We start from the raw sequence: 20,734 nt of genomic DNA, 5'->3' as shown, positions 1-20,734 counted from the left end.
AAACTTTTGACAATACCCTTCTTCATCTAGGGGTGAAAGAAGGGAAAACGGTGCGGTTGAAAGCCGCGATGCCGTTTGGCGGACCGGTGATGATCGAAGTTGATGGGCAGGCCATCGGCTTACGGCGCAAAGAAGCGTCGGCGATTGAGGTGAAATGATGGCGTACGTAGCGCTGTTTGGTAATCCGAACACTGGAAAAACGTCATTGTTTAATTGTTTAACCGGCTCTTATGAATATGTTGGCAACTGGAGCGGGGTAACGGTTGAGAAGAAAGTAGGAGTGCTTCGCCAACACGGTGTGCCGGTCGTCGATTTGCCCGGCATTTACTCGCTCCAGCCGCTGTCCCGTGATGAAGGAGTGGCGACTGATTTCTTATTGACCGAGCCGTGTTCAGTGATCGTCAATATCGTTGACGCGTCACAACTTCAGCGCAACTTGCATTTGACGGTTCAGCTATTGGAATTTGGCCGCCCGCTCATCATCGCTTTGAATATGGTGGATGTCGCTGAAAAACGCGGCGTCAAAATCGATGCCGCCAAGCTGTCACGCCATCTCGGCGTCCCAGTTGTTCCGGTCATCGCCCGAACGGGAAAGGGGACAAAGGAGTTATCGCGCACCATTTTGTCGGCAAAAGACGGACACCATTCCCGCATTTTTATTGATTACGGCGTTGAGGTGGAACGCGCGATCCGCCGCATTGCCGAGCAGCTGCCGGACGATGTGCCTGGAAACAAACGATGGGCGGCGTTGCAGTTCCTTGAAGGAAACGAGCGCATCGCCGCCTATTTGCGCGGGCGATTCGATTTGTCACCGTTGTTGGCGATCCGTGAGGAGACGGAACAGGCGCTCGGCTGTCAGGCAGCCAAGCATATTTATGAAACGCGTGACCGTTGGATCAGTGAAACAATCGCTGCGACGGCCATCGAGTTTGAGCAAAAACCGCTGACGCTAACGGAAAAAATCGACGCGGTTGTAACAAACCGTTATGTCGGGCTGCCGATTTTTTTGGCGCTGATGTATGTGGTGTTTATGCTGACGGCCGCTTGCCGATCGGCTTGATGCGTTTTTCTCCGGGCCGCTTGCGGATTGGCTGTCCCGTCTTCTCGACTGGGCGGGGGCGTCGCCGTTTATCAAGGCACTCGTTTTGGACGGGATTGTCGCTGGGGTCGGCGGGGTTCTGGTGTTTGTTCCGCAAATTTTCATTTTGTTTTTTTTTTTCATCTCGCTTCTCGAAGACTCCGGGTACATGGCGCGCGTGGCGATGGTGATGGACCGGATGATGGAAGCGATCGGGTTAAACGGCAAGGCGTTTATCCCGATGATCATCGGCTTTGGCTGCAACGTTCCCGGGGTGATGGCGGCGCGCACGATCGAGCAGCCGAAAGAACGGCTGTTGACGATCTTGGCGCTGCCGTTTATGTCGTGTTCCGCCCGCTTGCCGGTGTACGCCTTGTTTGCCGGCACGTTTTTCGTCCGCGAACAGGCGCTTGTCGTCTTTTCGCTTTACGTGCTTGGCATTGTAGTGGCTTTGGGGCTCGCCAAGTTGTTCTCATCGACGCTCTTGAAAAACGAAAGTTCGCTGTTTGTCATTGAACTGCCGCCATACCGCGTGCCGCAGGCGCTCACGTTATGGCGGAGCACATGGGAGAAAGGGAAAGGGTTCGTTCGCAAAGCCGGTACGTTTATTTTTGGCGGTTCGGTCGCCATTTGGCTGTTGACGTATATCGGGCCGCATGGGGTCGGCGTCGCGATGGATGACAGCTTTCTCGCCGCCATCGGCGGCCTCATCGCTCCGCTGCTCGCCCCGCTTGGCTTTGGCGCCTGGCAGGCGGGCGCGGCTTTGATCACCGGCTTTTTGGCGAAAGAAGTCGTGGTGTCGACGATGAATATTATTTACCACGTTCATGAAGCAAGCGGGCTGAAGAAAGTGATTGCTGCCCAGTTTACGCCGCTGTCGGCGTTCAGCTTTATGGTGTTCGTTTTGCTTTACACTCCGTGTCTGGCAACCGTGGCGGCGATTCGCAAAGAAACCGGGTCGCGGAAATGGACGTTGTTGTCAATCGGCTGCGCGCTGACGGTTGCGTATGTCATTTCGTTTGCCGTCTATCAGTTTGGGCATATGCTTGGTTATTCATGAAAGGAGAGAGAATCGATGATCGCGAATCTTGTGATCGGCGGAGCGATTTTTGCCTACGCCGGCTGGACGCTGGTTCGCCACGTGAAAAAAGCGCCAAAGGGGCGTGCGCGTCATGCCATGCAGCGGACCATTGCCGAGGCAGCTGCGGGACGGAGAGGTAACCCGTTCAAGACGAACGGATTCCTGACGATGATCGGAATCCGTTTTTCTCATTTTCCGACGAAAGACTTTCGCTTCCATGTTGTAGGATAGCCAAAAAATAAGCGGGGATACAATGGGTAAGCTGCTTCAACGGACCATCCGTTTCAACGGGCTCTGGAGGACAAAAGATCAGGCCGCCCTTTGTTTTGGCTGTTGGGTGTTGTTGCCTCAATGATGGCCGAAAACATCGGGGGTAGAAAGCTTTTTTCGTTCAACCGTTGAAACTCAAGGGAAGACCGTGAGTGTGGAGGATAAACTTTTGACAATACCCAATACCTGCCGCAAGGTAAAAGTATGAAAAGCTGCGAATAGCGAAAAGGCGGCTTTGGATCAAGGTTCGCACAGTTGCGTAAAAACAAAGCAGCAAAAAACGATGTTGTTGTCCTGTCATCCAAGTTTACTGGGTTGGCGATGGAATTTCACGCAATAATTGAACTTGACCCGGCTTTGGCCCGCTCTTTTCCTCACTCTTTTCCTCATTCTTTTCGTTTTTGGATGGGACGGATGTAACTCTCTAATTCGTGGGCAAGATGCTGGATGCAATCATTTCCCCGGAACTTGGCATCCTCGACAAGGTACACCGTGAAATCTTCCGCTTCTTTATTGGTCATCGTGAACTCATATCCATTCAAATCAAGGAACGTGACGAATACGGTTAAAGCCGTCCGCTTATTGCCGTTGTGGAAAATATGACCTGTCGCGATGGAATGGTAATAGCAGCAAGCCTTTTCAATAATCGAAGGGAACTGTTCCTCCCCGAACAATTTCGTTTTCGGTCTTTCCAACATCCACGCGAATTTATCGGGGAATTGGATCCCCGCTTGTTCTGCGTCGTCGTACATTTCCATGACCGTGTAATGGATAAATAGGATTTCTTCCGCTGTCAAATAATAAACCATGTTTTCCTCCGGTTGCTCCTTTATCTATATTTCAAGTTGCGCAGCGCTTCGTCATATTTGGAGATCGCGCGGTTCATCGCCATCACGACTTCAGGACGGACTTCTTTTGGAATTCGGTTTGCGCGTTTCATCACGATTTCCCCTCGTTCCTTGTCGTAATATATTTCGATTTCATCGCCTTTATTTAGGTTTAGCATCGTGGCTAAATCTTTCGGGATGCTAACGGACAAACTATTCCCGACTTGGCTAATCCGACGTGTATACGTTTTGTCATTCTTGCTTCCCAACATTTCCGCGTCCATTTCTTTTCCATCTCCTTTCCATAATATGGACAAAAAGGACGTTTTTATCCATAAAATTATTACTGTATAAACAATTATAACAATAATCTTCCGAAAAGCAATACGGAATAATAAAAAAGGGCTTTTTGTCTTTCAACGAGAAAAACGCATGCCGCATTTGCAGTCGGGGGATCATTCCATTGAGGGTAGGTTCTTTGTCACTATTCAATGGATATACCTACCGCTGTTTTTGTCGTTTCTTGTTTCAAAGAATGACGAAAACGAAAAGAAGGAAACGATATTCATCAAAATTTGTTTGTAGTTAGGACGAACGGACTATTTACATGGAATGAAAAAAACGGTAAAAATAGAAGTGAGGATAGCAGTTTAGAAAAAAGAGAAAATTCTGTTTATCAAGGGGACAGCATTATGGTTTACGATGGAATCATTTTGTCGTTGTTGATCGGCTGGTTTCGCGGCGGAAGCCTGAAAGGGTTGGCCAACATGAAATTGCGCGGCGGTTGGTTGTTTCCGCTCTTGTTGGCGGTGCAGTTTATCGTCTTTTTCCTTCAAGAACGCATCGAGTGGATCGCCAAAATGAGCAACGTTATTTTTCTTCTCGTCTATATCACAGGACTCGCATTTCTGTGGCTCAACCGCCATCAGCCGGGGTTTCCGGTCATCTTCGCCGGCGTCTTGCTTAACTTTATCGTCATGGCCGTAAACGGCGGACGGATGCCGGTATCGATCGAAGCCGCCCAATTTCTCGGCCGCGAATACATCGAAGCGTTAAAAGCCGGTCTGTACGGCAAGCACCAGGCGATCACATCGGATACGCTTCTACCGTTTCTCGGCGACATCATCCCGCTGTCTCCGCCGTACCCGCGCCAACAAGTCATCAGCATCGGCGACGTTGTGATGAACGTAGGGGCGTTCTTGTTCATCCAGCATCTGATGCTCAGTGCACCGCGGCATAGAGCAGATGATGCTGAAGAAACAACGGGTGCTCCTGCGAATCAATAAATTAAGGGGAGGAGTTTATTTATGAAATGGAAACAAACTCTTATTAACCTGTTGATTATTGGGTCTGTGATTGTTGCATTGACATCGGGTATGAAGCTTGTGTAATAATGATTGTGTAATAACGATTGAAATGACGAGGGGCTGAAAACTGCCTCTCTTAGCTTTTTTATAAATTTTGAATTACTGAGAGTGATTTTGAATGGGAAATCGTATATCGTCTATCGGTGTCAAACTCTATATTTTAGGGATTTCTTTACTGGGTCTCTTTGTTTATTTTTTTCATTTGACCGTCTCATTTTTTTCTTTGAGTGATTGGGTTTTGATTTATGTATTAACAGCTTCTGTTCTTATAGTGAATCGTTTTTTGATTTACCTTCCCCCAAAAGGGAACTCTATTTCTATGGATTCATCGATTTATTTGGCTTGTTTATTTGTTTTTAATTTACATATTACGTTACTTGTGTTGGGAATATTTAGTTTTATATATGCCCTATATAAAAGAAGCATTGAATTATGGAAGCATTTATTTAATTTTTCTATGTATTGTTTGATGATTATAAGTGCACATTATGTTTTTCATTTATCTGGAGGAACGGTCGGCACGATAAATATTACCAATATCTTTCCTTATATAATTTCTTTGTTTGTTTATTTTTTAGTAAATATACTGGTGCTATCTTGTTATTTTATTATTTCTTCACAACGTTTATTTAATGGTGTTCTCAATTTCGGATTATTAAAAGAAGTGGGAATGACCTATTGCATTACTCTAATTCTTTCGCTTGTTTTGTTATTTTTGTTGCAAGAGGCCAAATATTTTGGTGTTTTCTTGTTTACCATTTTAATCACATTTTTATCCATTGCCTTCCGGAAGCTTCTTTATTTATATCAGGAAAAAGCAAATCAAGTCAATCGCGACCATCTCACCGGCCTATACAACCACGGTTTTTTCAAAGAAACGCTCAAGGAGCAGTTTTCCGACTGCAAGCTGTTGAAACAGCCGTTGACCTTGGCATTTCTGGATTTGGACGATTTTAAAAAATACAATGACCGGAACGGGCATTTGCAAGGAGATCGTTTGTTGGCTTTTTTTGGGAAGCTGCTGCAACAAGCGGTGGAAGGGACGAATTTTACGGTCGCCCGCTATGGCGGGGAAGAGTTTGCCATTTTGATGCCCAACACGGTGAAAGAAGACGCGTACGCGTTTTTAAACCGACTGCGCAAGGAAGTGAACGATACATATTTTGAAGGCGTCGAGCATATTCCGTACCGTTGCCTGTCGTTTTCGTGCGGCATCGCCGAGATGGAAAAGGATATGCATGAAAGCGATGAGCTCATCCACCGCGCCGATCAGGCGCTTTATTACGCGAAGGCGCAAGGGAAAAACAACGTGCAGCTGTATGATAAGCACAATATGTGCTTGGATGAGATTAAGTTTAAGCAAGATTTGGAAGCGCTCGAGCAGCAAGTGAAATTTTTTCTTTCCAAAGATGTCTATACATACCGCCATAGCAAACGGGTGTTTAAATATGCGTTGGAGTTTGGCAGCCGTCTTGATGAGTTGACCGACCATGAACGGCAGACGCTCATTTTAGGGGCGCTCATCCACGACATTGGCAAAATTGAAGTGCCGCGCGATATTTTAAATAAGCGGGGAAAGTTGGAGAAGCATGAATGGGAGATCATCAAAAAGCACGTAACGTGGGGGCGCGAGATTGTGGCGGCGGAGAAGCGATTCGATGAGTTGCTTCCGCTTGTCGAGCTGCACCACGAACGATATGATGGGAAAGGGTATCCGTACGGGCTGAAAGGGGAAGAAATCCCGAAACTGGCCCGCATTTTGTGTATTATCGACTCGTTTGATGCGATGACAACTGAGCGGCCGTACCAGCCGACGAAAACGTTTGACGAGGCGCTTGAGGAAATCGAACGTTGCGCAGGAACGCAGTTTGATCCGGTCTATGCGGCGAAGTTTGTCGCGTTTGTGCGGAAGCATTATTTGCCGCTTGCCGAGATGGAGCAACTGAATTAAGTGAAAGAAGGCACTTGCCGATGGCAAGTGTTTTTATTTTTGGCTTTCCGTGAAAATCCTGCGCCGGCAAGCGGTGATTTTCAATCCCCGGGTGGAGGGCAAACCATTGCCCATGGACCTTTCTGTGAAAAATCAAGCGTCGGTGGGCTGTGACGTTCATGTGCTGGGAGTAGAGAGGAACATTTACTTATGGATGAGATTTTGATCGATTTTGATTGATTGAATTATTTATTTGATTTATATTGATAGAAAATGAATGTTTTTGATTGATTTTTTCACTATCTTGGGATATGATAGAGTTGTAAGCGATATCCCCGATGATCGGAGGTGGGAGTGTGCTGACAGAAGAACGTCACCGCCTCATTTTGGACCTGTTGGCGCAAAAAGGAGTCATCAAGCTGCAAGAGCTCGTTGACGCGACCGGGGCGTCAGAGTCGACGATTCGCCGTGATTTGACGCAGCTTGAGACCGAAAAGAAACTGCGCCGTGTGCACGGCGGGGCGGCGTTGTTGCAGCAAAAACGCGAAGAATTAAGTGTGTCGGAAAAGTCGCTGAAATATATAGAGGAAAAGCGGCGGATCGCCGCCTATGCGGCCAGCTTGGTGCAAAAAGGAAACTGCATCTATTTGGACGCGGGAACGACAACGCGGGAAATGATTCCGCACTTGGCTGGCAAAGAGGTCATCGTGGTCACGAACGGCGTGATGCATGTCGAGCGGCTGCTTGAGCATAACGTCACGACGTATTTGGTCGGCGGCATGATCAAGCCGAAAACGAAGGCGTTGATCGGGCGCGGCGCCATCGAGTCGCTGCGGCAGTACCGCTTCGACCAATGTTTCATCGGCGCCAATGGCGTTCATTACGATTATGGTTATACGACGCCGGATCCGGAAGAAGCGCTGGTGAAATATACGGCGATGCAGCTGGCGCAACGTGCGTATGTGCTTGCTGACCATTCGAAGTTGAATGAAAGCTCGTTTGCGAAAATTGCGGATTTGCATGAAGCGGTGTTGATCACCGATGAATTGGATGAAGAGTGGAAAGATTTGTATCGAACTAAAACAACGGTAGAGGTTGTGGCTCCATGATTTACACATGTACGTTGAATCCATCTGTGGATTATATCGTTCACCTCGATGAGCTTCATGTTGGCGAACTGAATCGTTCGCTGAAAACGTTCACATTTCCAGGCGGGAAAGGGATCAACGTATCGCGCGTGTTGAAGCGTTTCGGTGTTGACAGCACGGCGCTTGGATTTGTCGGGGGATTTACCGGCGGGTTCATTGAAAGCGAGCTTCGGAAAGAAGGCATTGCCTGCGATTTTGTTCATGTCCCAGGGCAAACGCGCATTAACGTCAAACTGAAAGCTGGGCGGGAGACGGAAATTAACGGTGAAGGCCCGATGATTGCCGATGACGATGCAACGCAATTGATAGCGAAAGTCGGAGCGCTTTCGGCCGGTGATGTGCTTGTGCTCGCCGGAAGCGCGCCGATGTCGCTGTCGGCGGACATGTACGAGCGATTGGCGGCTCGAGCGGTGAAACGGCGTGTTCGTCTTGTTGTCGATACGAGCGGTCCGGCGCTCGAGGCGCTGCTCGCCTGCCGGCCGTTTCTTGCCAAGCCGAACCACCATGAGCTGGCCGAACTGTTTGGCGCCGCTGTGCTGACGAAAAAAGAAATCATCCTCTATGGCCGCCGGTTGGTTGAAAGAGGAGTGGAACATCTCATTGTGTCAATGGGCGGCGCGGGGGCGTTTTACTTCGGCCGGGAAGCAACGCTGTTTGCCGAAGCGCCAAAAGGAACGGTGAAAAATTCGGTCGGGGCGGGCGATTCGATGGTCGCTGGATTTTTGGCCGCCTGGGCGAGCGGAACATCCATTGAGGAAGCGTTTGCTTACAGTGTCGCCGCTGGAAGCGCGACCGCGTTTTCGGAAGATTTGTGTACGAAAGAGGAAGTGGAAGCGCTCGTCGACCGCGTCCATATCGTGCATTTATAAATTGAAAATAAAGGGGGATTGGGCCAATGAAGATTACAGATTTGTTGACAAAAGAAACGATGATTCTCGCGCTTCAAGCGAAGACAAAGGGCGAAGTCATTGATGAACTGGCTGAAAAGCTTGCCGAAGCGGGAGCGGTCAGCGATGTGGAAGCGTTTAAGCAAGCCATTTGGGCGCGGGAAAAACAAAGCACGACCGGCGTTGGCGACGGCATCGCCATTCCGCACGCCAAAACGGCGGCGGTCAAGCGCCCGGCGGTGGCGTTCGGCCGTTCAGTGGAAGGCATTGATTATGAGTCGCTCGATGGCAAGCCAAGCCATTTGTTTTTCATGATCGCCGCGCCAGAAGGCGGGGAGCAGACGCACCTTGAGGCGCTCGCCCGCTTGTCGTCGATGTTGATGGATGCATCGTTCCGTGCTCAGCTTGAAACCGCTTCAAGCGAGGAGGAGATTATCCGTTTGGTTGCCGCGAAAGAAAGCGAGCAAGAAGCTCCACAGCAAGCGGTGCGGGCAGGGAACGGGCGGAAAGTGTTGGCAGTAACCGCTTGTCCGACCGGAATCGCTCATACGTATATGGCCGCTGATGCACTGAAGGCGAAAGCAGCCGAAATGGGGGTATCCATCAAAGTCGAGACCAACGGCTCAGATGGAGTGAAAAACGCTCTCACCGCACAGGAGATTGAAGAAGCCGCGGCGATCATTGTCGCAGCCGATAAACAAGTCGACATGGACCGTTTTGACGGGAAACCTGTCATCCAAGTGCCGGTCGCTCGTGCGATCCGCGAGCCGGAGAAGCTCATCGAGCAGGCGCTCCGCCAAGACGCGCCGATTTATCGGGCAGGCGGTGCGGCGCGGGGCAGCGTGGGGGCGGCGAAACCGCGCACCGGTTTTTACAAGCATTTGATGAACGGCGTATCAAATATGCTTCCGTTTGTCGTCGGCGGCGGGATTTTGATTGCCATTTCCTTCACGTTCGGCATTAAAGCGTTTGACCCGAACGATCCGTCGTATCATCCGTTTGCCAAACTGTTAATGGACATCGGCGGCGGCAATGCGTTCGCGTTGATGGTTCCTGTGCTGGCCGCATTCATCGCCATGAGCATTGCCGATCGACCAGGGTTTGCGCCGGGGATGGTCGGCGGCTTTCTGGCGGCGAACGGCGGCGCTGGGTTTTTGGGTGGATTGATTGCGGGCTTTTTGGCCGGGTATTTGGTCGTCGGATTGCGGAAATTGTTCAGCCGCTTGCCGCAGTCGCTTGAGGGGATTAAACCGGTGCTGCTCTATCCGGTATTCGGCATTTTTCTCACTGGCGTCATCATGATGTATGTGGTCATCGATCCTGTCAAAGCGTTGAATGAAGGGTTGAAACATTGGCTTTCCGGCATGGGAACCGCGAACTTAGTGCTGCTTGGTGCGGTGTTGGGCGGCATGATGGCGGTTGATATGGGCGGACCGATCAACAAAGCGGCGTATACGTTTGGGCTAGCCATGATTGAAGCGGGCAACTTTGCGCCGCATGCGGCGATTATGGCTGGCGGGATGGTGCCGCCGCTCGGCTTGGCGCTGGCGACGACGTTCTTTAAGAAAAAGTTTACGAAAGCCGAGCGGGAAGCTGGAAAAACGTGCTATGTCATGGGCGCTTCGTTCATCACGGAAGGGGCGATACCGTTTGCGGCGGCTGATCCGGTGCGGGTTATTCCATCGATTATCGTCGGCTCGGCTGTAGCCGGAGCGTTGACGATGTGGTTCCATATCGGGCTGCCGGCGCCGCACGGCGGAATTTTCGTCATCCCGATCGTCAAAGGCAGCGCATGGCTTTATATATTGGCTATTTTGATTGGTTCCATCGTGACCGCATTGATGGTCGGGCTGTGGAAAAAAGAAGTGGAAGAATAATAGAAGAAGAGGCGTTTCGTCAAAGGCGAAGCGCCTTTTTGATTTTTCTTGCCAAATTTTCATGACAATGGCCATTTCTCATGGTAAAATGAACGGTTGTAAATGAGAGGAGAACCCATGATGAACACGTTTTTGCAGCTGAATACGATTTTTATCAGTATATTGATTGAATCGTTGCCGTTCGTCGTGCTTGGGGTGTTTGTTTCCGGAGTCATTCAAATGTTTGTCAGTGAAGAGACCGTACAACGGTGGGTGCCGAAAAATCGCTTTTTGGCAATTGTTTATGCGGCGTTGATCGGGGTGTTTTTCCCTTCATGCGAATGCAGCATCGTGCCGATCACCCGCCGTCTCGTCGCCAAGGGGGTGCCGCTTTACGCGGCCGTGCCGTTTATGTTAACGGCGCCCGTCATCAATCCGGTTGTGCTGTTTTCGACATATATCGCCTTCGGAAGCAGTTGGACGATGGTATTGTGCCGGGCGCTGTTCGCTTGCGCCGTCGCCGTCGCTGTCGGTGCCGTGATAGCGATTCGGCATGAAGGCAGCGAGTTGCGCCATGAACGGCGCGAGATGCCGATGATGCCCCGTACTTGGAAAGAGAAAATCGTCGGCACCCTGCGCCATACGATCGATGAATTTTTTGCGACCGGGAAGTATTTGATCATTGGGGCGTTCATTGCTTCGGTGATGCAAACGTATGTGAAAACGTCGGCGCTTGTGTCGATCGGCAATGGGAAAGTGGCGGCCTCTTTGGTCATGATGGCGCTCGCCTTCGTGCTGTCGCTCTGTTCCGAGGCGGACGCCTTTATCGCCTCGTCGTTTCAAAGCACATTTCCGTTTCACGCGCTGGCAGCGTTTCTCGTTTACGGGCCGATGCTCGATGTGAAAAATACGCTCATGTTGTTTCAGTCATTCCGCGCCCGGTTTGTGTGGAAACTGATTTCCTATATCACGTTGTTTGTGTTTGCCGGATCGCTATTGATCTAGCAAGGAGGTGGCGGCATGATTCGCATGTATATTTTGCTTGGGTTTGCGTTTTTGTTTTTTCATTTATATATTACTGGAGAGTTGAGCAAATACATTAATATGCGGTATTCGTATATTTCGTTTAGTGCGATGTTTGTGTTTGCTTTTTTAACGATCGTGCAATTTGTGCTGGCAAGCCGCAACGAGGAACCGCACGATCATGGGGAAGAATGCTGCGGCCATCATCATCATGAGCCGTCCGCGCGCTGGAAGCGGGCGGTGAATTACCTTATTTTTGTTTTTCCGCTTGTTTCCGCCTTCTTGTTTCCCGTTGCGACGCTGGATTCTGAAGTCGTAAAGGCGAAAGGGATTCATGTTCCTGGGATGGCGGCTGACGGCAGCGATCCGTTTGCCCAGCGGCAGTTTTTGCGTCCGGATACGAGCATGTATTATGGGCGGGACGATTATCAAAATGCCATGGAAAAAGAGCTGAAAAAATACAGCCGTCTCCCTCGCTTGGAGTTGAATGATCAAAACTATTTAAATGCCATGGAAACGATTTATCAGTTTCCTGGCGAATTTGCCGCCCGCGACATTGAATTCACCGGGTTTGTCTACCGTGAAGAAACGGCGCGCGCCAATGAGGCGTTTCTCCTTCGCTTTGGAATCATTCATTGTGTTGCGGATTCAGGGGTGTACGGGCTGCTCCTTCAGTTTCCAAAGACGGCGCCGCTTCAAAATGATGAATGGATTCATGTGAAAGGTACGCTATCCACCATGTATTACCAGCCGTTTCATATGACGCTTCCGTATGTAAAAGTGACGTCATGGGAGAGGGTGGCCAAACCGAAGGAGCCGTACGTATACCGCCAATTCAATGAATAAGAGCGAGCCGCGGACTGGCTCGCTCTTTTGGATAAAGTTGCGCTCATTCCTTTTGCCGCGCTTGTTTCACCATGGTGATTGCGCTTGTTTGGCTGAACGAATTGTCGAATGGGGAAAGGGCCGTCAACGCTTGGGCGGCATCGATCACCTCGCCGAGTTTCAAGCAAAGCAAGCGCTCCTCTTCCAATCCGCGCCGCCGCCATTCAGCCCATAGGCGGTCAAGCGCTTCTTTCGGCGTATCGTCCGCGAGGCGGAACGCCCCGTAATGCATCGGCACAAACAGCCGGGAGCGGCAGTCCAAAAACGCCTGCACCGCTTCTTCGGGTGTGGTGTGCTGCGGCCCCATGAACCATTCCGGTTCGTACGCGCCGATCGGCAAGAGCGCATAGTCGATGGAAAAGCGTTCGCCGATGTCGCGAAAGCCGCGGAAGTAGCCGCTGTCGCCGGCGAAGTAGATGGTGGGCGCGCCGTTTGATGTGATCACCCATCCGCCCCAATGCGACGTGTTCGTGTCCCACAGCGTCCGCCGCGTCCAATGCTGGGATGGAACAAACGTCAGCGACACATCACGGAAGACGACCGTTTCCCACCATGACAGTTCGGTGACATGGCGGTAGCCGCGGCGGCGGAACAAGCGGCCGAGGCCGACCGGCACGAACACGTGCGGATCGCCTTTTAAGCGGCGGAGGCTGCCGAAATGCAAATGGTCGTAGTGGCCGTGGGAGATGAGCACAACGTCCACGGGCGGCATCTTGTCAAGCGGAACGCCGGGAGCCGTCAAGCGTTTGGCCGCGCCCATCCAATTCGCCCAGACGGGATCGGTGACGATGGTGATGCCATTGAGTTGAACGACAAAGGTCGAATGGCCGACCCAACAGAGCTGCGGCCTGCCATTCGGCTCCTGAAGCCTCTCGTATTGAGGCGGTGAAACATGCGGCACGACGTAGGACAAATCTTTTTGTTTTTGTTTCCGCTCCCGCTGCCAGCGGCGGAAATCGGCCCATGTTTTGTGCGTCGAGACGCCGTCTAAGTTTTCATAGCGCTTGGCCAACGATTTCTCACTCCATTTTTTGTGTTATATTATTTAGAGTAGCAAACCTTTTTTGCGAAGTACAAAATGTTTGCCCAGGTGGTGGAATGTATGCTTCGTTCGTTTACAATCCGCACGGCAAAGCGGGATGACATGATCGACATTACTTCCTTTGTCGAGGAAGCGGTGCGCCAGGCTAACGTGACGGAAGGGATCGCTGTCGTTTATTGTCCGCATACAACGGCTGGCATCACCATTAACGAAAACGCGGATCCAGATGTCAAGCGCGACATGATGCGCCGCTTTGATGAAACATATCCGTGGGAGCATCCGCTTGACCGCCATATGGAGGGAAACACAGCCGCCCATATGAAAGCGAGCACGGTTGGTGCGTCGCAGCACGTCATCATTCATGAAGGCCGCCTGCTCCTTGGGCGGTGGCAAGGCGTCTATTTTTGCGAGTACGATGGGCCGCGCCACCGGACGTTTTACGTGAAAGTCATTGGAGGATGAAACCATAATTATATTATGTGAATATTAAACATAAGGAAAGACGATGGCTGAATCATACCGTCAGCAAATGGGGAAAAGCATAGAAAAGACCCGGGCGAATCGTTTGCCCGGGTTTTTCTATTGGCAAAAAGCCGGCTGGCGCCGTTGCCCTTACGCCGGCGTCGTCAAAATGAGCGGTCCGTTTTTCGTAATGGCGATCGTATGTTCATATTGCGCTGAATACGAGCCGTCGATCGTTCGCGCCGTCCAGCCGTTCGGATCCATTTTGCTTTGCCATGCCCCCATGTTGACCATCGGTTCGATCGTGATGACCATCCCTTCCTTTAAACGCATCCCTTTTCCTTTTTCACCGAAGTGGGGGACATACGGTTCTTCGTGGATCGTCGGGCCGATGCCGTGTCCGGTGAAATCGCGGACGATGGAAAAGCCGTGCGCTTCGACGTACGTTTGAATGGCGTGGCCGATGTCGCCGATCCGATTGCCGAGAACGGCTTGCTCGATTCCTTTATAGAGCGACTGCTCGGTGACGTTAAGCAGTTTTTGCACGTCTTCACCGACGTCGCCGATGGCGTACGTCCAGGCGGAATCGGCGAGCGCTCCGCGCAAATTGACGACAAAGTCGATCGTGACGATATCGCCTTCTTTCAGCGGCTCGTTGCGCGGAAACCCGTGGCAAATTTCATCGTTAATGGAAGCGCATGTCGCATACGGATAGCCGCGGTATCCTTTTTGTTCCGGTTTGGCGCCGTATTTAGCCAAAAACGTTTCAACGAACCGGTCGATTTCCATCGTTGTGACGCCCGGTCCGATGCGTTTGGCGATCTCTTGATGACAGGCGGCCAAGAGTTTCCCCGCCTCGCGCATCAATTGAATTTCCCGTTCCGTTTTGACGTGAATCATGCAACTGTCTCCTTTTCCCTCGATGTGTTTCGCTTCGATAAGTATTGTAGCAAAAAGAACGGTGATGTGAAACCGCGGCAATCCATTCTGAACTGCGGATCGATTCCAAGATTTCACCTCAAAATAGGATGCGAAAGAGGCGAAGATGCTCAGGAAAAAGAAAGGCCCTTTGATGGGGGCATACAGAATTTCGAGTGATTGATCCTTGCCTGCAAAAAGCTTTTCCAGCTCGCCTCTGCTATGTCAAAAGGCGGCAAACAGCTGTTTTTCTTTATCAGAAATCGTTGAGGAAGAAGGAGACGGTGCGAGCGGCAAATAAATCGACACCGTCGTTCCTTTATGTATTTCGCTTTCGATGCGAATCGTTCCGTTCATCGATTCAATGATGCGGTAGACGACCATCATCCCGAGCCCCGTGCCTTTGACGCCTTTCGTCGTAAAATACGGTTCGCCAAGCCGTTCGAGCTGTTCTTTCGTCATGCCAACGCCGGTATCGGCGATGCGGATGAGCACGCGTCCGTTGTCAATGGAGACGTATACTTGCAACGTCCCGCCGTTAGGCATCGCTTCGATGGCGTTTTTCATTACGTTGAGCAAACATTGACGGAATTTTTCGCGCTCACCGATGACGGAAAATGGCGCAAGCGTCGCTTGAATATCGACGCAGCTCATATTGGCGAGCGGGCGGAGGATGTCAATGACTCGCTCGATTTCGAGCTTCACGTTCAGCTTTTCCGGCGTCTCGGGCGCCGGCTTGGCAAACGTCAAGTAATCGGTGATGATCGCTTCAGCTCGGTCAAGCTCCTCAATGGCGATGCGCGCATACTGGCGTCGTTTGTCGGCAGCGAGCGGCTGCTCTTCGATCAGTTGGATAAACCCACGCGCCGCGGTGAGTGGGTTGCGAATTTCATGAGAGATGGAAGCAGCTAAATGGGTGACGGCTTCCATTTTCTCGGCGCGAATCACTCGTTTGCGCAGCGCGATGTTATGGTGCACCATTTCCTGAAACGAACAAACGATGAGCATGCTGATGGGCTGTACAAACAAAAAGATAAGCGCAACGGAAGGCGGAGGAGAAACCGCAGCAGCCATCCACTCCGCTATGGCGACGGTCAATAGGCCAGAGCCGAAGCTGAGCGATGCAGCGAACAGCGTGCGCTGTTTGGTTGGCAGCTCGACAAACCGTTTTGTCAATAAACTGCTTGTTGCAGCGATGGCGATGGAAACGACGACGGTGACGAAGACGCCAGCTCCGCCGAACAGCGAGCGGTAGGCGATCGCCGTAAACGCTAAAACCGTCGCCGCCCCCGCTCCGCCGTACAAACCGCCAAGCCACAGAGGAATTTGCCGCAAGTCGAAGATGAAATCGCTCTCTGTTCCGACCGGGAGGGTGATGCATAACATGATCACGACGGCGTAACAAATGGTCGGCAAATAAAGGCGGAATCGTTTTGGCCTCTTCTCCTGCTCCGTACAGAGGGGAACGAGGAACACCGGCAGAAGGATGAAAAACAAGTTGAGCAAAAAGTCTTTGAAAATATTCAGCATCGCGGCACCTTCTTTCCCATCGTCAAGCTGCATAACCAGAATTTCTACAAAAACTGCGAATATATTACATTGTAACTGGAAAACTGTCTGGATGTTAAGGTGAAATCGATAGCCTTTTTTTGCTATAAATCTCGTTTTTTCGACAAAATAGGTAAAAAGAACTATTTTGTTCTTGATAAAAAATACCCTTTATTTTTTTATATTATTCTATAATATTTTAATTGTATATATTTTCTATCAACCTTTTATTTGATATGGAGGGATATTTTTGAAAAAACGGTCGATTCCATCACTTGTTGCGGCGCTGTCGCTCGGCATCGGGCTGTGGGCATCTCCGGCGGAAGCGCCGAAAGCGGCTAACGCCCCCGGCATTCCGGCTGTGAAGCAAGGGGGACCGGTCGATTTTGCGATTGCCAATGAGGAAAAGCTGGCGGAAATGTTGAAACGGAGCGGAAAGCTTCGCGCTGATGCGACTCCTGCTGAGGTGGAACAAGCAGTGCGCGACTATTTGCGGCAAAAGGCGATTCATATGCCGCGGGGAAAAGGAGAATTATACGATAAAGAGGCAAAGCGCGCCGAGGCGATGCAGGACGGACAGCAGACAAATGGCGTGCTGAACGGGAAAGGGAAAAAGCTCGGACAATCGAAAACGGCTTCCGTGCCATCCGTCAAGCCGGAGCCATGGAACGGTGGCAAGCGGGTGGACCGCGTGCTCGTTTTGCTCATTGAATACCCGGATTTTCCGCACAACCGCATTCAACCGAATGAGACGGATATGTATTATAAAGATTATACCCGTGAACATTATGAAGACATGATTTTCGGCGGGGATGACGGCTATTACGATGGACCGAATGGCGAGAAGCTTATCTCAGTAAAAAAATATTATGAAGAGCAATCAGGCGGCAGCTATTCCATTGAAGGAAAAGTGGCAGGCTGGTATCAGGCGAAGTATCCGGCTAAATACTATGGCGGAAATGTACCGGCGCCGGATGGCAATGACGTCAATCCACGGGCGCTTGTGCGCGAAGCGCTGGCGGCAGCCGCCCAGGATCCGACCATTGATTTGCGTGAGTTTGACCAAGAGGATCGCTACGATTTAGACGGCGACGGCAATTATCGCGAACCGGACGGTTTGATTGACCATTTAATGATCATTCACTCCAGCGTCGGAGAAGAATCGGGCGGCGGTTCGCTCGGCGGCGATGCCATTTGGTCGCACCGCTGGAACTTAGGATCGGTGTACCGCATTCCGAATACGACGACGGATGTGCCGTATTGGCGCGGCCAACTGGCGGCTTACGATTATACGATTGAGCCGGCTGACGGGGCGGCAGGAGTGTTTGCTCACGAATACGGCCACGATTTAGGGCTGCCGGATGAATACGATACGATTTACTCCGGTCTGGGCGAGCCAGTTGCCTATTGGTCGATTATGTCAAGCGGAAGTTGGGCGGGACGCATTCCGGGCACCGAGCCGACCGGCTTCAGCGCCTGGGCGAAACAGTTTTTGCAGTCGACCATGCCGGGCAGCAACTGGCTGAGCGGAACGACCGTTGAGTGGAACGAAGTAACGCCAAACGGTGTTGAAGTCGTGCTCGATGAAGCGAACACGAAAGGGACGAACAACGATGCCGTGCGCATCAACTTGCCGGACAAAGAAACGGTCATCACGACCCCGCCAAGCGGTGCGTATGCCTATTTCTCCGGCAGTGGAAACAACTTAGATCATACGATGTCAACGACGATCGATTTGACGAGAGCGTCCAAGGCGACGCTGGCATTTGATACATGGTATGCGATTGAGAAAGACTGGGATTATGGGGCGGTAGAAGTAAAACCGCATGGCAGCAACGAATGGACAACAATTCAAGGAAACATTACGACGCCCGACAATCCGTACGGGCAAAACCCGGGCAACGGCATTACCGGTACGTCAAACGGCTGGGTGAAGGCGGAATTTGACTTGTCGGCCTATGCAGGACAAACGATTGACCTTCGCTTCCATTACATCACCGATGTGGCGGTGTCGGAAGCTGGCTGGTATGTTGACAACATTCAAGTGACGGCAGATGGAACAATCGCGCTCACAGACGATGCAGAGGGCGACAGCGCTTTCGCGTTGGACGGTTTTGCGAAAAGCGACGGCATCGCGCGCTCGAAGCATTATTATTTGCTTGAATGGCGCAACCACCGCGGCGTCGATGAAGGGCTCGCCCATATTTTGCGCGGCGACCGGCTTCTTTCGTACGATCCAGGGCTTGTCGTCTGGTATGTGGATGAAGGCTATGACAACAACTGGACGGGCGTCCATCCGGGCGAAGGGTTTCTTGGCGTTGTGGATGCCGACCAGCATACGTTAAAATGGTCGGGCAATACGACAGCGTCGACTCGCTATCAAGTGCACGATGCGGCGTTCAGCCTGCAAAAAGGAGCCCCATTCCGCGTGGCAATCAATGGCTCACAGCTGATCGACAACGATACATCGCCGACGCCGGTGTTTGACGACAGCCGGTCGTATGACAATAAAGGGGCCGTCGACGCCGGCCGGAACGTGCCCAACTATGGCCTAAAAATCCGCGTCATCGGTGAAAGCGCTGACCGCACGGCAGCGCGCGTGTTGATCTACCGCTGACAACCTCCAAAGGCGCACGGAACATTTCCGTGCGCCGAGCATTTGTCGACACGGTTTGTCATCCCTTCGTCGAATTTGTTGATTTTTCTTTCCCCCTTTTTTCCGCTTTTTCCGTTTATAATCATAAGTAGGATTGGATGAGAAGGGGGAACAAACAGAATGGAATGGTATGAACAGCTGTCGGCGTGGATTGCCGAGAAGCAGCCGGTGCGTGTAAAAACCTATCAAGGGGAAGCGGTCGTGCTGCCGGTCAAGCTGTATCAGGACACGCGCAAACTGTTTGTTTACAACCGGCAAATGCGTCTAATGAACATTCCGTTGGACCGGATCATTTCCGTCGAGCCGACGCGCATCATCGGTTCCTTTGACCGTCGGGGAGAAGAGGCCATGGTACATACTCGTTGAACGGAGGGCACGCGTCTTTGGGCGCGTGTTTTTTGATGGTGGTCGGCTGTTTCTGCCTGCGGTCTGTTCTGTTGCGCTGGGCGCTATACCCAATGAAGGCGGCATTCGCGTTGCGATGTGCCAGGGAGCGGAATGGTTTTTGTTGCATAGGCAAAGACCATCTTTTAGAATGGAAAGGACGAACGACTGACCATAAGGGGGAAGGGACATGCATGGCAAACGGATTGCCTTGTGCGCCTCACGCAAACTGGACGAAATGACAACGCTTATTGAAAAGCAAGGAGGAACGGCCATCATTCGTCCAGCGCAAGGGACCGTCTTTTCAAAGGGAAGCGAACTGGGAGAGGAAATGCGAACCGTCATCGCCATGCGGCCGGACTGGATCGTATTTACGACGGGAATCGGCTTTGAGGCGCTGTTGGAAGCGGCCGACCGGGAGGGAATGGCTGCCCAATGGCATCGAACGATCAAGGAAGCGAACGTGGCTGCCCGCGGCTATAAAACGGTGACGGCGTTGAAACAAATCGGCGTCACCCCGGTGGCCGCAAGCGAGGACGGGACGACGAAAGGGTTGATTGCTGCTCTTTATGGGCACGACTTTGCGGAAAAAAACGTTGTTGTACAGCTGTACGGCGATACCGCGCCAGCCTTGAAGCAGTTTTTTCTTGAACAAGGCGCTTTGTATACGGAATTGTTGCCATACCGGCATATCGCTCCGGATGAGGAGACACTGGCGACATTGTATAAAGAAATCGTCGGGCGCGAAGTCGATGCCGTCTGTTTTACATCGGCGATGCAAGTCCGCTTTTTCTTTTCGTTCGCCCGCGAGAAAAAAGAGATCGCACCGCTGCTTGACGCGTTTCGCACCGATGTCGTGGCCTGCGCCGTTGGCAAAGTGACAAAAGAAGCATTGGAAGAAGAGGGAGTCGATCGCGTCATCGCCCCGGAACATGAGCGGATGGGAGCGATGATCGTGACGCTTGCCCGTTATTTTCAACAATAAGCCCTGTTGAGGGTTGTTTTATATCAATTGTCCAACCTGCTATATAAGAGATCATCTTTTTGTTAAATGTTTTATATTATGTGTTTCATCAAAAATGCTAAACTGTTTATTTTTTGTCACAGTTTTTCGAACATTTTCCGCTTATAATAAAACTGGGGATGTATTTTTCATATGAAAGGGCGGGGCGAGCATGAAACGAAGCTCATTCCAGCAGATGGCGAGCACGGTTCGGCGGGGATTTGCTACGGCGCGTCGCTCATGGGGGCGCGCGTGCTGTTTTTTTGCGCTTGCCTGTCGGCGGTGTGATATGACTCACAACGATGGAGATGCTGCACACAGTATAATGGAAACAACGGACGGATCATAAAAAGGAGCATTCCCGTTAGG

General features: G+C 51.2%; 17 protein-coding genes and 3 pseudogenes. 15 read left to right on the top strand and 5 right to left on the bottom strand.

From position 1 onward, the window contains the following. The 3 genes and pseudogenes from I656_RS19850 to I656_RS17640 all read left to right on the top strand — a co-directional run. Positions 1-158 (top strand): FeoA family protein (locus I656_RS19850; protein WP_033004824.1); only part of this gene is annotated, 158 nt, incomplete at its 5' end. Next, a pseudogene (feoB, locus tag I656_RS0114805) lies at positions 158-2,138 on the top strand (ferrous iron transport protein B). The gene I656_RS19850 and the pseudogene feoB, both read left to right, overlap by 1 nt. A gap of 15 nt (positions 2,139-2,153) precedes the next feature. Beyond that, positions 2,154-2,299: pseudogene (locus I656_RS17640) on the top strand (FeoB-associated Cys-rich membrane protein). 516 nt (positions 2,300-2,815) lie between these two features. Here the strand turns inward: I656_RS17640 and I656_RS12510 are convergent. Next, positions 2,816-3,238 (bottom strand): type II toxin-antitoxin system death-on-curing family toxin, encoded by a 423-nt coding sequence (locus tag I656_RS12510; protein WP_013145233.1) that lies wholly within the window; start codon positions 3,236-3,238, stop codon positions 2,816-2,818. A 20-nt stretch (positions 3,239-3,258) separates the two neighbouring features. Beyond that, positions 3,259-3,540: an AbrB/MazE/SpoVT family DNA-binding domain-containing protein gene (locus I656_RS12515; RefSeq protein ID WP_014195946.1), complete on the bottom strand. Its 282-nt coding sequence runs from the start codon at positions 3,538-3,540 to the stop codon at positions 3,259-3,261. 408 nt (positions 3,541-3,948) lie between these two features. Here I656_RS12515 and I656_RS12520 point away from each other — a divergent pair, with 408 nt between their 5' ends. The 7 genes from I656_RS12520 to I656_RS12550 all read left to right on the top strand — a co-directional run bounded on the left by I656_RS12520 (position 3,949) and on the right by I656_RS12550 (position 12,313). Then, entirely contained in the window at positions 3,949-4,542 is a 594-nt protein-coding gene (locus I656_RS12520) for a DUF5317 domain-containing protein (protein ID WP_033004819.1), read from the top strand. Positions 4,543-4,741: 199 nt separating this feature from the next. Further along, positions 4,742-6,574 carry a diguanylate cyclase gene (locus I656_RS12525; protein WP_020754040.1) on the top strand — a complete coding sequence of 611 codons (1,833 nt, stop codon included), beginning with the start codon at positions 4,742-4,744 and terminating at the stop codon, positions 6,572-6,574. Positions 6,575-6,909: 335 nt separating this feature from the next. Then, entirely contained in the window at positions 6,910-7,662 is a 753-nt protein-coding gene (locus I656_RS12530) for a DeoR/GlpR family DNA-binding transcription regulator (RefSeq protein ID WP_033004818.1), read from the top strand. Next, positions 7,659-8,570, top strand: coding sequence for a 1-phosphofructokinase (gene pfkB / locus I656_RS12535; RefSeq protein WP_020754038.1), 912 nt, complete (start codon positions 7,659-7,661; stop codon positions 8,568-8,570). Before I656_RS12530 ends, pfkB begins: the two co-directional genes overlap by 4 nt. Positions 8,571-8,596: 26 nt before the next feature. Beyond that, positions 8,597-10,465 carry a PTS fructose transporter subunit IIABC gene (locus I656_RS12540; RefSeq protein ID WP_020754037.1) on the top strand — a complete coding sequence of 623 codons (1,869 nt, stop codon included), beginning with the start codon at positions 8,597-8,599 and terminating at the stop codon, positions 10,463-10,465. 117 nt (positions 10,466-10,582) lie between these two features. Further along, on the top strand, positions 10,583-11,449 hold the full coding sequence (locus tag I656_RS12545) for a permease (RefSeq protein ID WP_033004814.1): 867 nt from the start codon (positions 10,583-10,585) through the stop codon (positions 11,447-11,449). A gap of 15 nt (positions 11,450-11,464) precedes the next feature. Next, a complete protein-coding gene (locus tag I656_RS12550) occupies positions 11,465-12,313 on the top strand; it encodes a TIGR03943 family putative permease subunit (RefSeq protein ID WP_020754035.1) in 849 nt (282 codons plus the stop codon). Positions 12,314-12,356: 43 nt separating this feature from the next. On the opposite strand, the gene I656_RS12555 is transcribed toward I656_RS12550, so the two are convergent. Continuing rightward, the gene (locus tag I656_RS12555; RefSeq protein ID WP_013523837.1) at positions 12,357-13,364 is read right to left on the bottom strand and encodes an MBL fold metallo-hydrolase; all 1,008 of its coding nucleotides are present in this window, start codon (positions 13,362-13,364) and stop codon (positions 12,357-12,359) included. A 90-nt stretch (positions 13,365-13,454) separates the two neighbouring features. Here I656_RS12555 and I656_RS12560 point away from each other — a divergent pair, with 90 nt between their 5' ends. After that, positions 13,455-13,856, top strand: a complete 402-nt coding sequence (locus I656_RS12560) for a secondary thiamine-phosphate synthase enzyme YjbQ (RefSeq protein ID WP_033004812.1) — start codon at positions 13,455-13,457, stop codon at positions 13,854-13,856. Positions 13,857-14,006: 150 nt separating this feature from the next. Here the strand turns inward: I656_RS12560 and map are convergent, their stop codons facing one another. Both map and I656_RS12570 read right to left on the bottom strand, forming a co-directional pair. After that, on the bottom strand, positions 14,007-14,756 hold the full coding sequence (gene map / locus I656_RS12565) for a type I methionyl aminopeptidase (protein ID WP_033004811.1): 750 nt from the start codon (positions 14,754-14,756) through the stop codon (positions 14,007-14,009). A gap of 243 nt (positions 14,757-14,999) precedes the next feature. Continuing rightward, entirely contained in the window at positions 15,000-16,304 is a 1,305-nt protein-coding gene (locus tag I656_RS12570; protein WP_033004823.1) for an ATP-binding protein, read from the bottom strand. 268 nt (positions 16,305-16,572) lie between these two features. On the opposite strand from I656_RS12570, the gene I656_RS12575 reads away from it, so the two are divergent. The 4 genes and pseudogenes from I656_RS12575 to I656_RS12590 form a co-directional block, all read left to right on the top strand. Next, positions 16,573-18,939, top strand: coding sequence for an immune inhibitor A domain-containing protein (locus tag I656_RS12575; RefSeq protein ID WP_020754031.1), 2,367 nt, complete (start codon positions 16,573-16,575; stop codon positions 18,937-18,939). Between the two features lie 159 nt (positions 18,940-19,098). Next, complete coding sequence (locus tag I656_RS12580; protein ID WP_020278820.1) at positions 19,099-19,344, top strand: hypothetical protein; 246 nt, start codon at positions 19,099-19,101, stop codon at positions 19,342-19,344. 208 nt (positions 19,345-19,552) lie between these two features. After that, the gene (locus tag I656_RS12585) at positions 19,553-20,347 is read left to right on the top strand and encodes a uroporphyrinogen-III synthase (protein WP_014195925.1); all 795 of its coding nucleotides are present in this window, start codon (positions 19,553-19,555) and stop codon (positions 20,345-20,347) included. A 171-nt stretch (positions 20,348-20,518) separates the two neighbouring features. Next, a pseudogene (locus I656_RS12590) lies at positions 20,519-20,620 on the top strand (pyruvate synthase alpha chain); the annotation flags it as partial. Between the last annotated feature and the right edge of the window lie 114 nt (positions 20,621-20,734).

Origin of the sequence: Geobacillus sp. WSUCF1, assembly GCF_000422025.1 — a bacterium.
Taxonomy (GTDB): domain Bacteria; phylum Bacillota; class Bacilli; order Bacillales; family Anoxybacillaceae; genus Geobacillus; species Geobacillus zalihae.
This window is presented reverse-complemented; position numbering and strand designations above follow the sequence as displayed.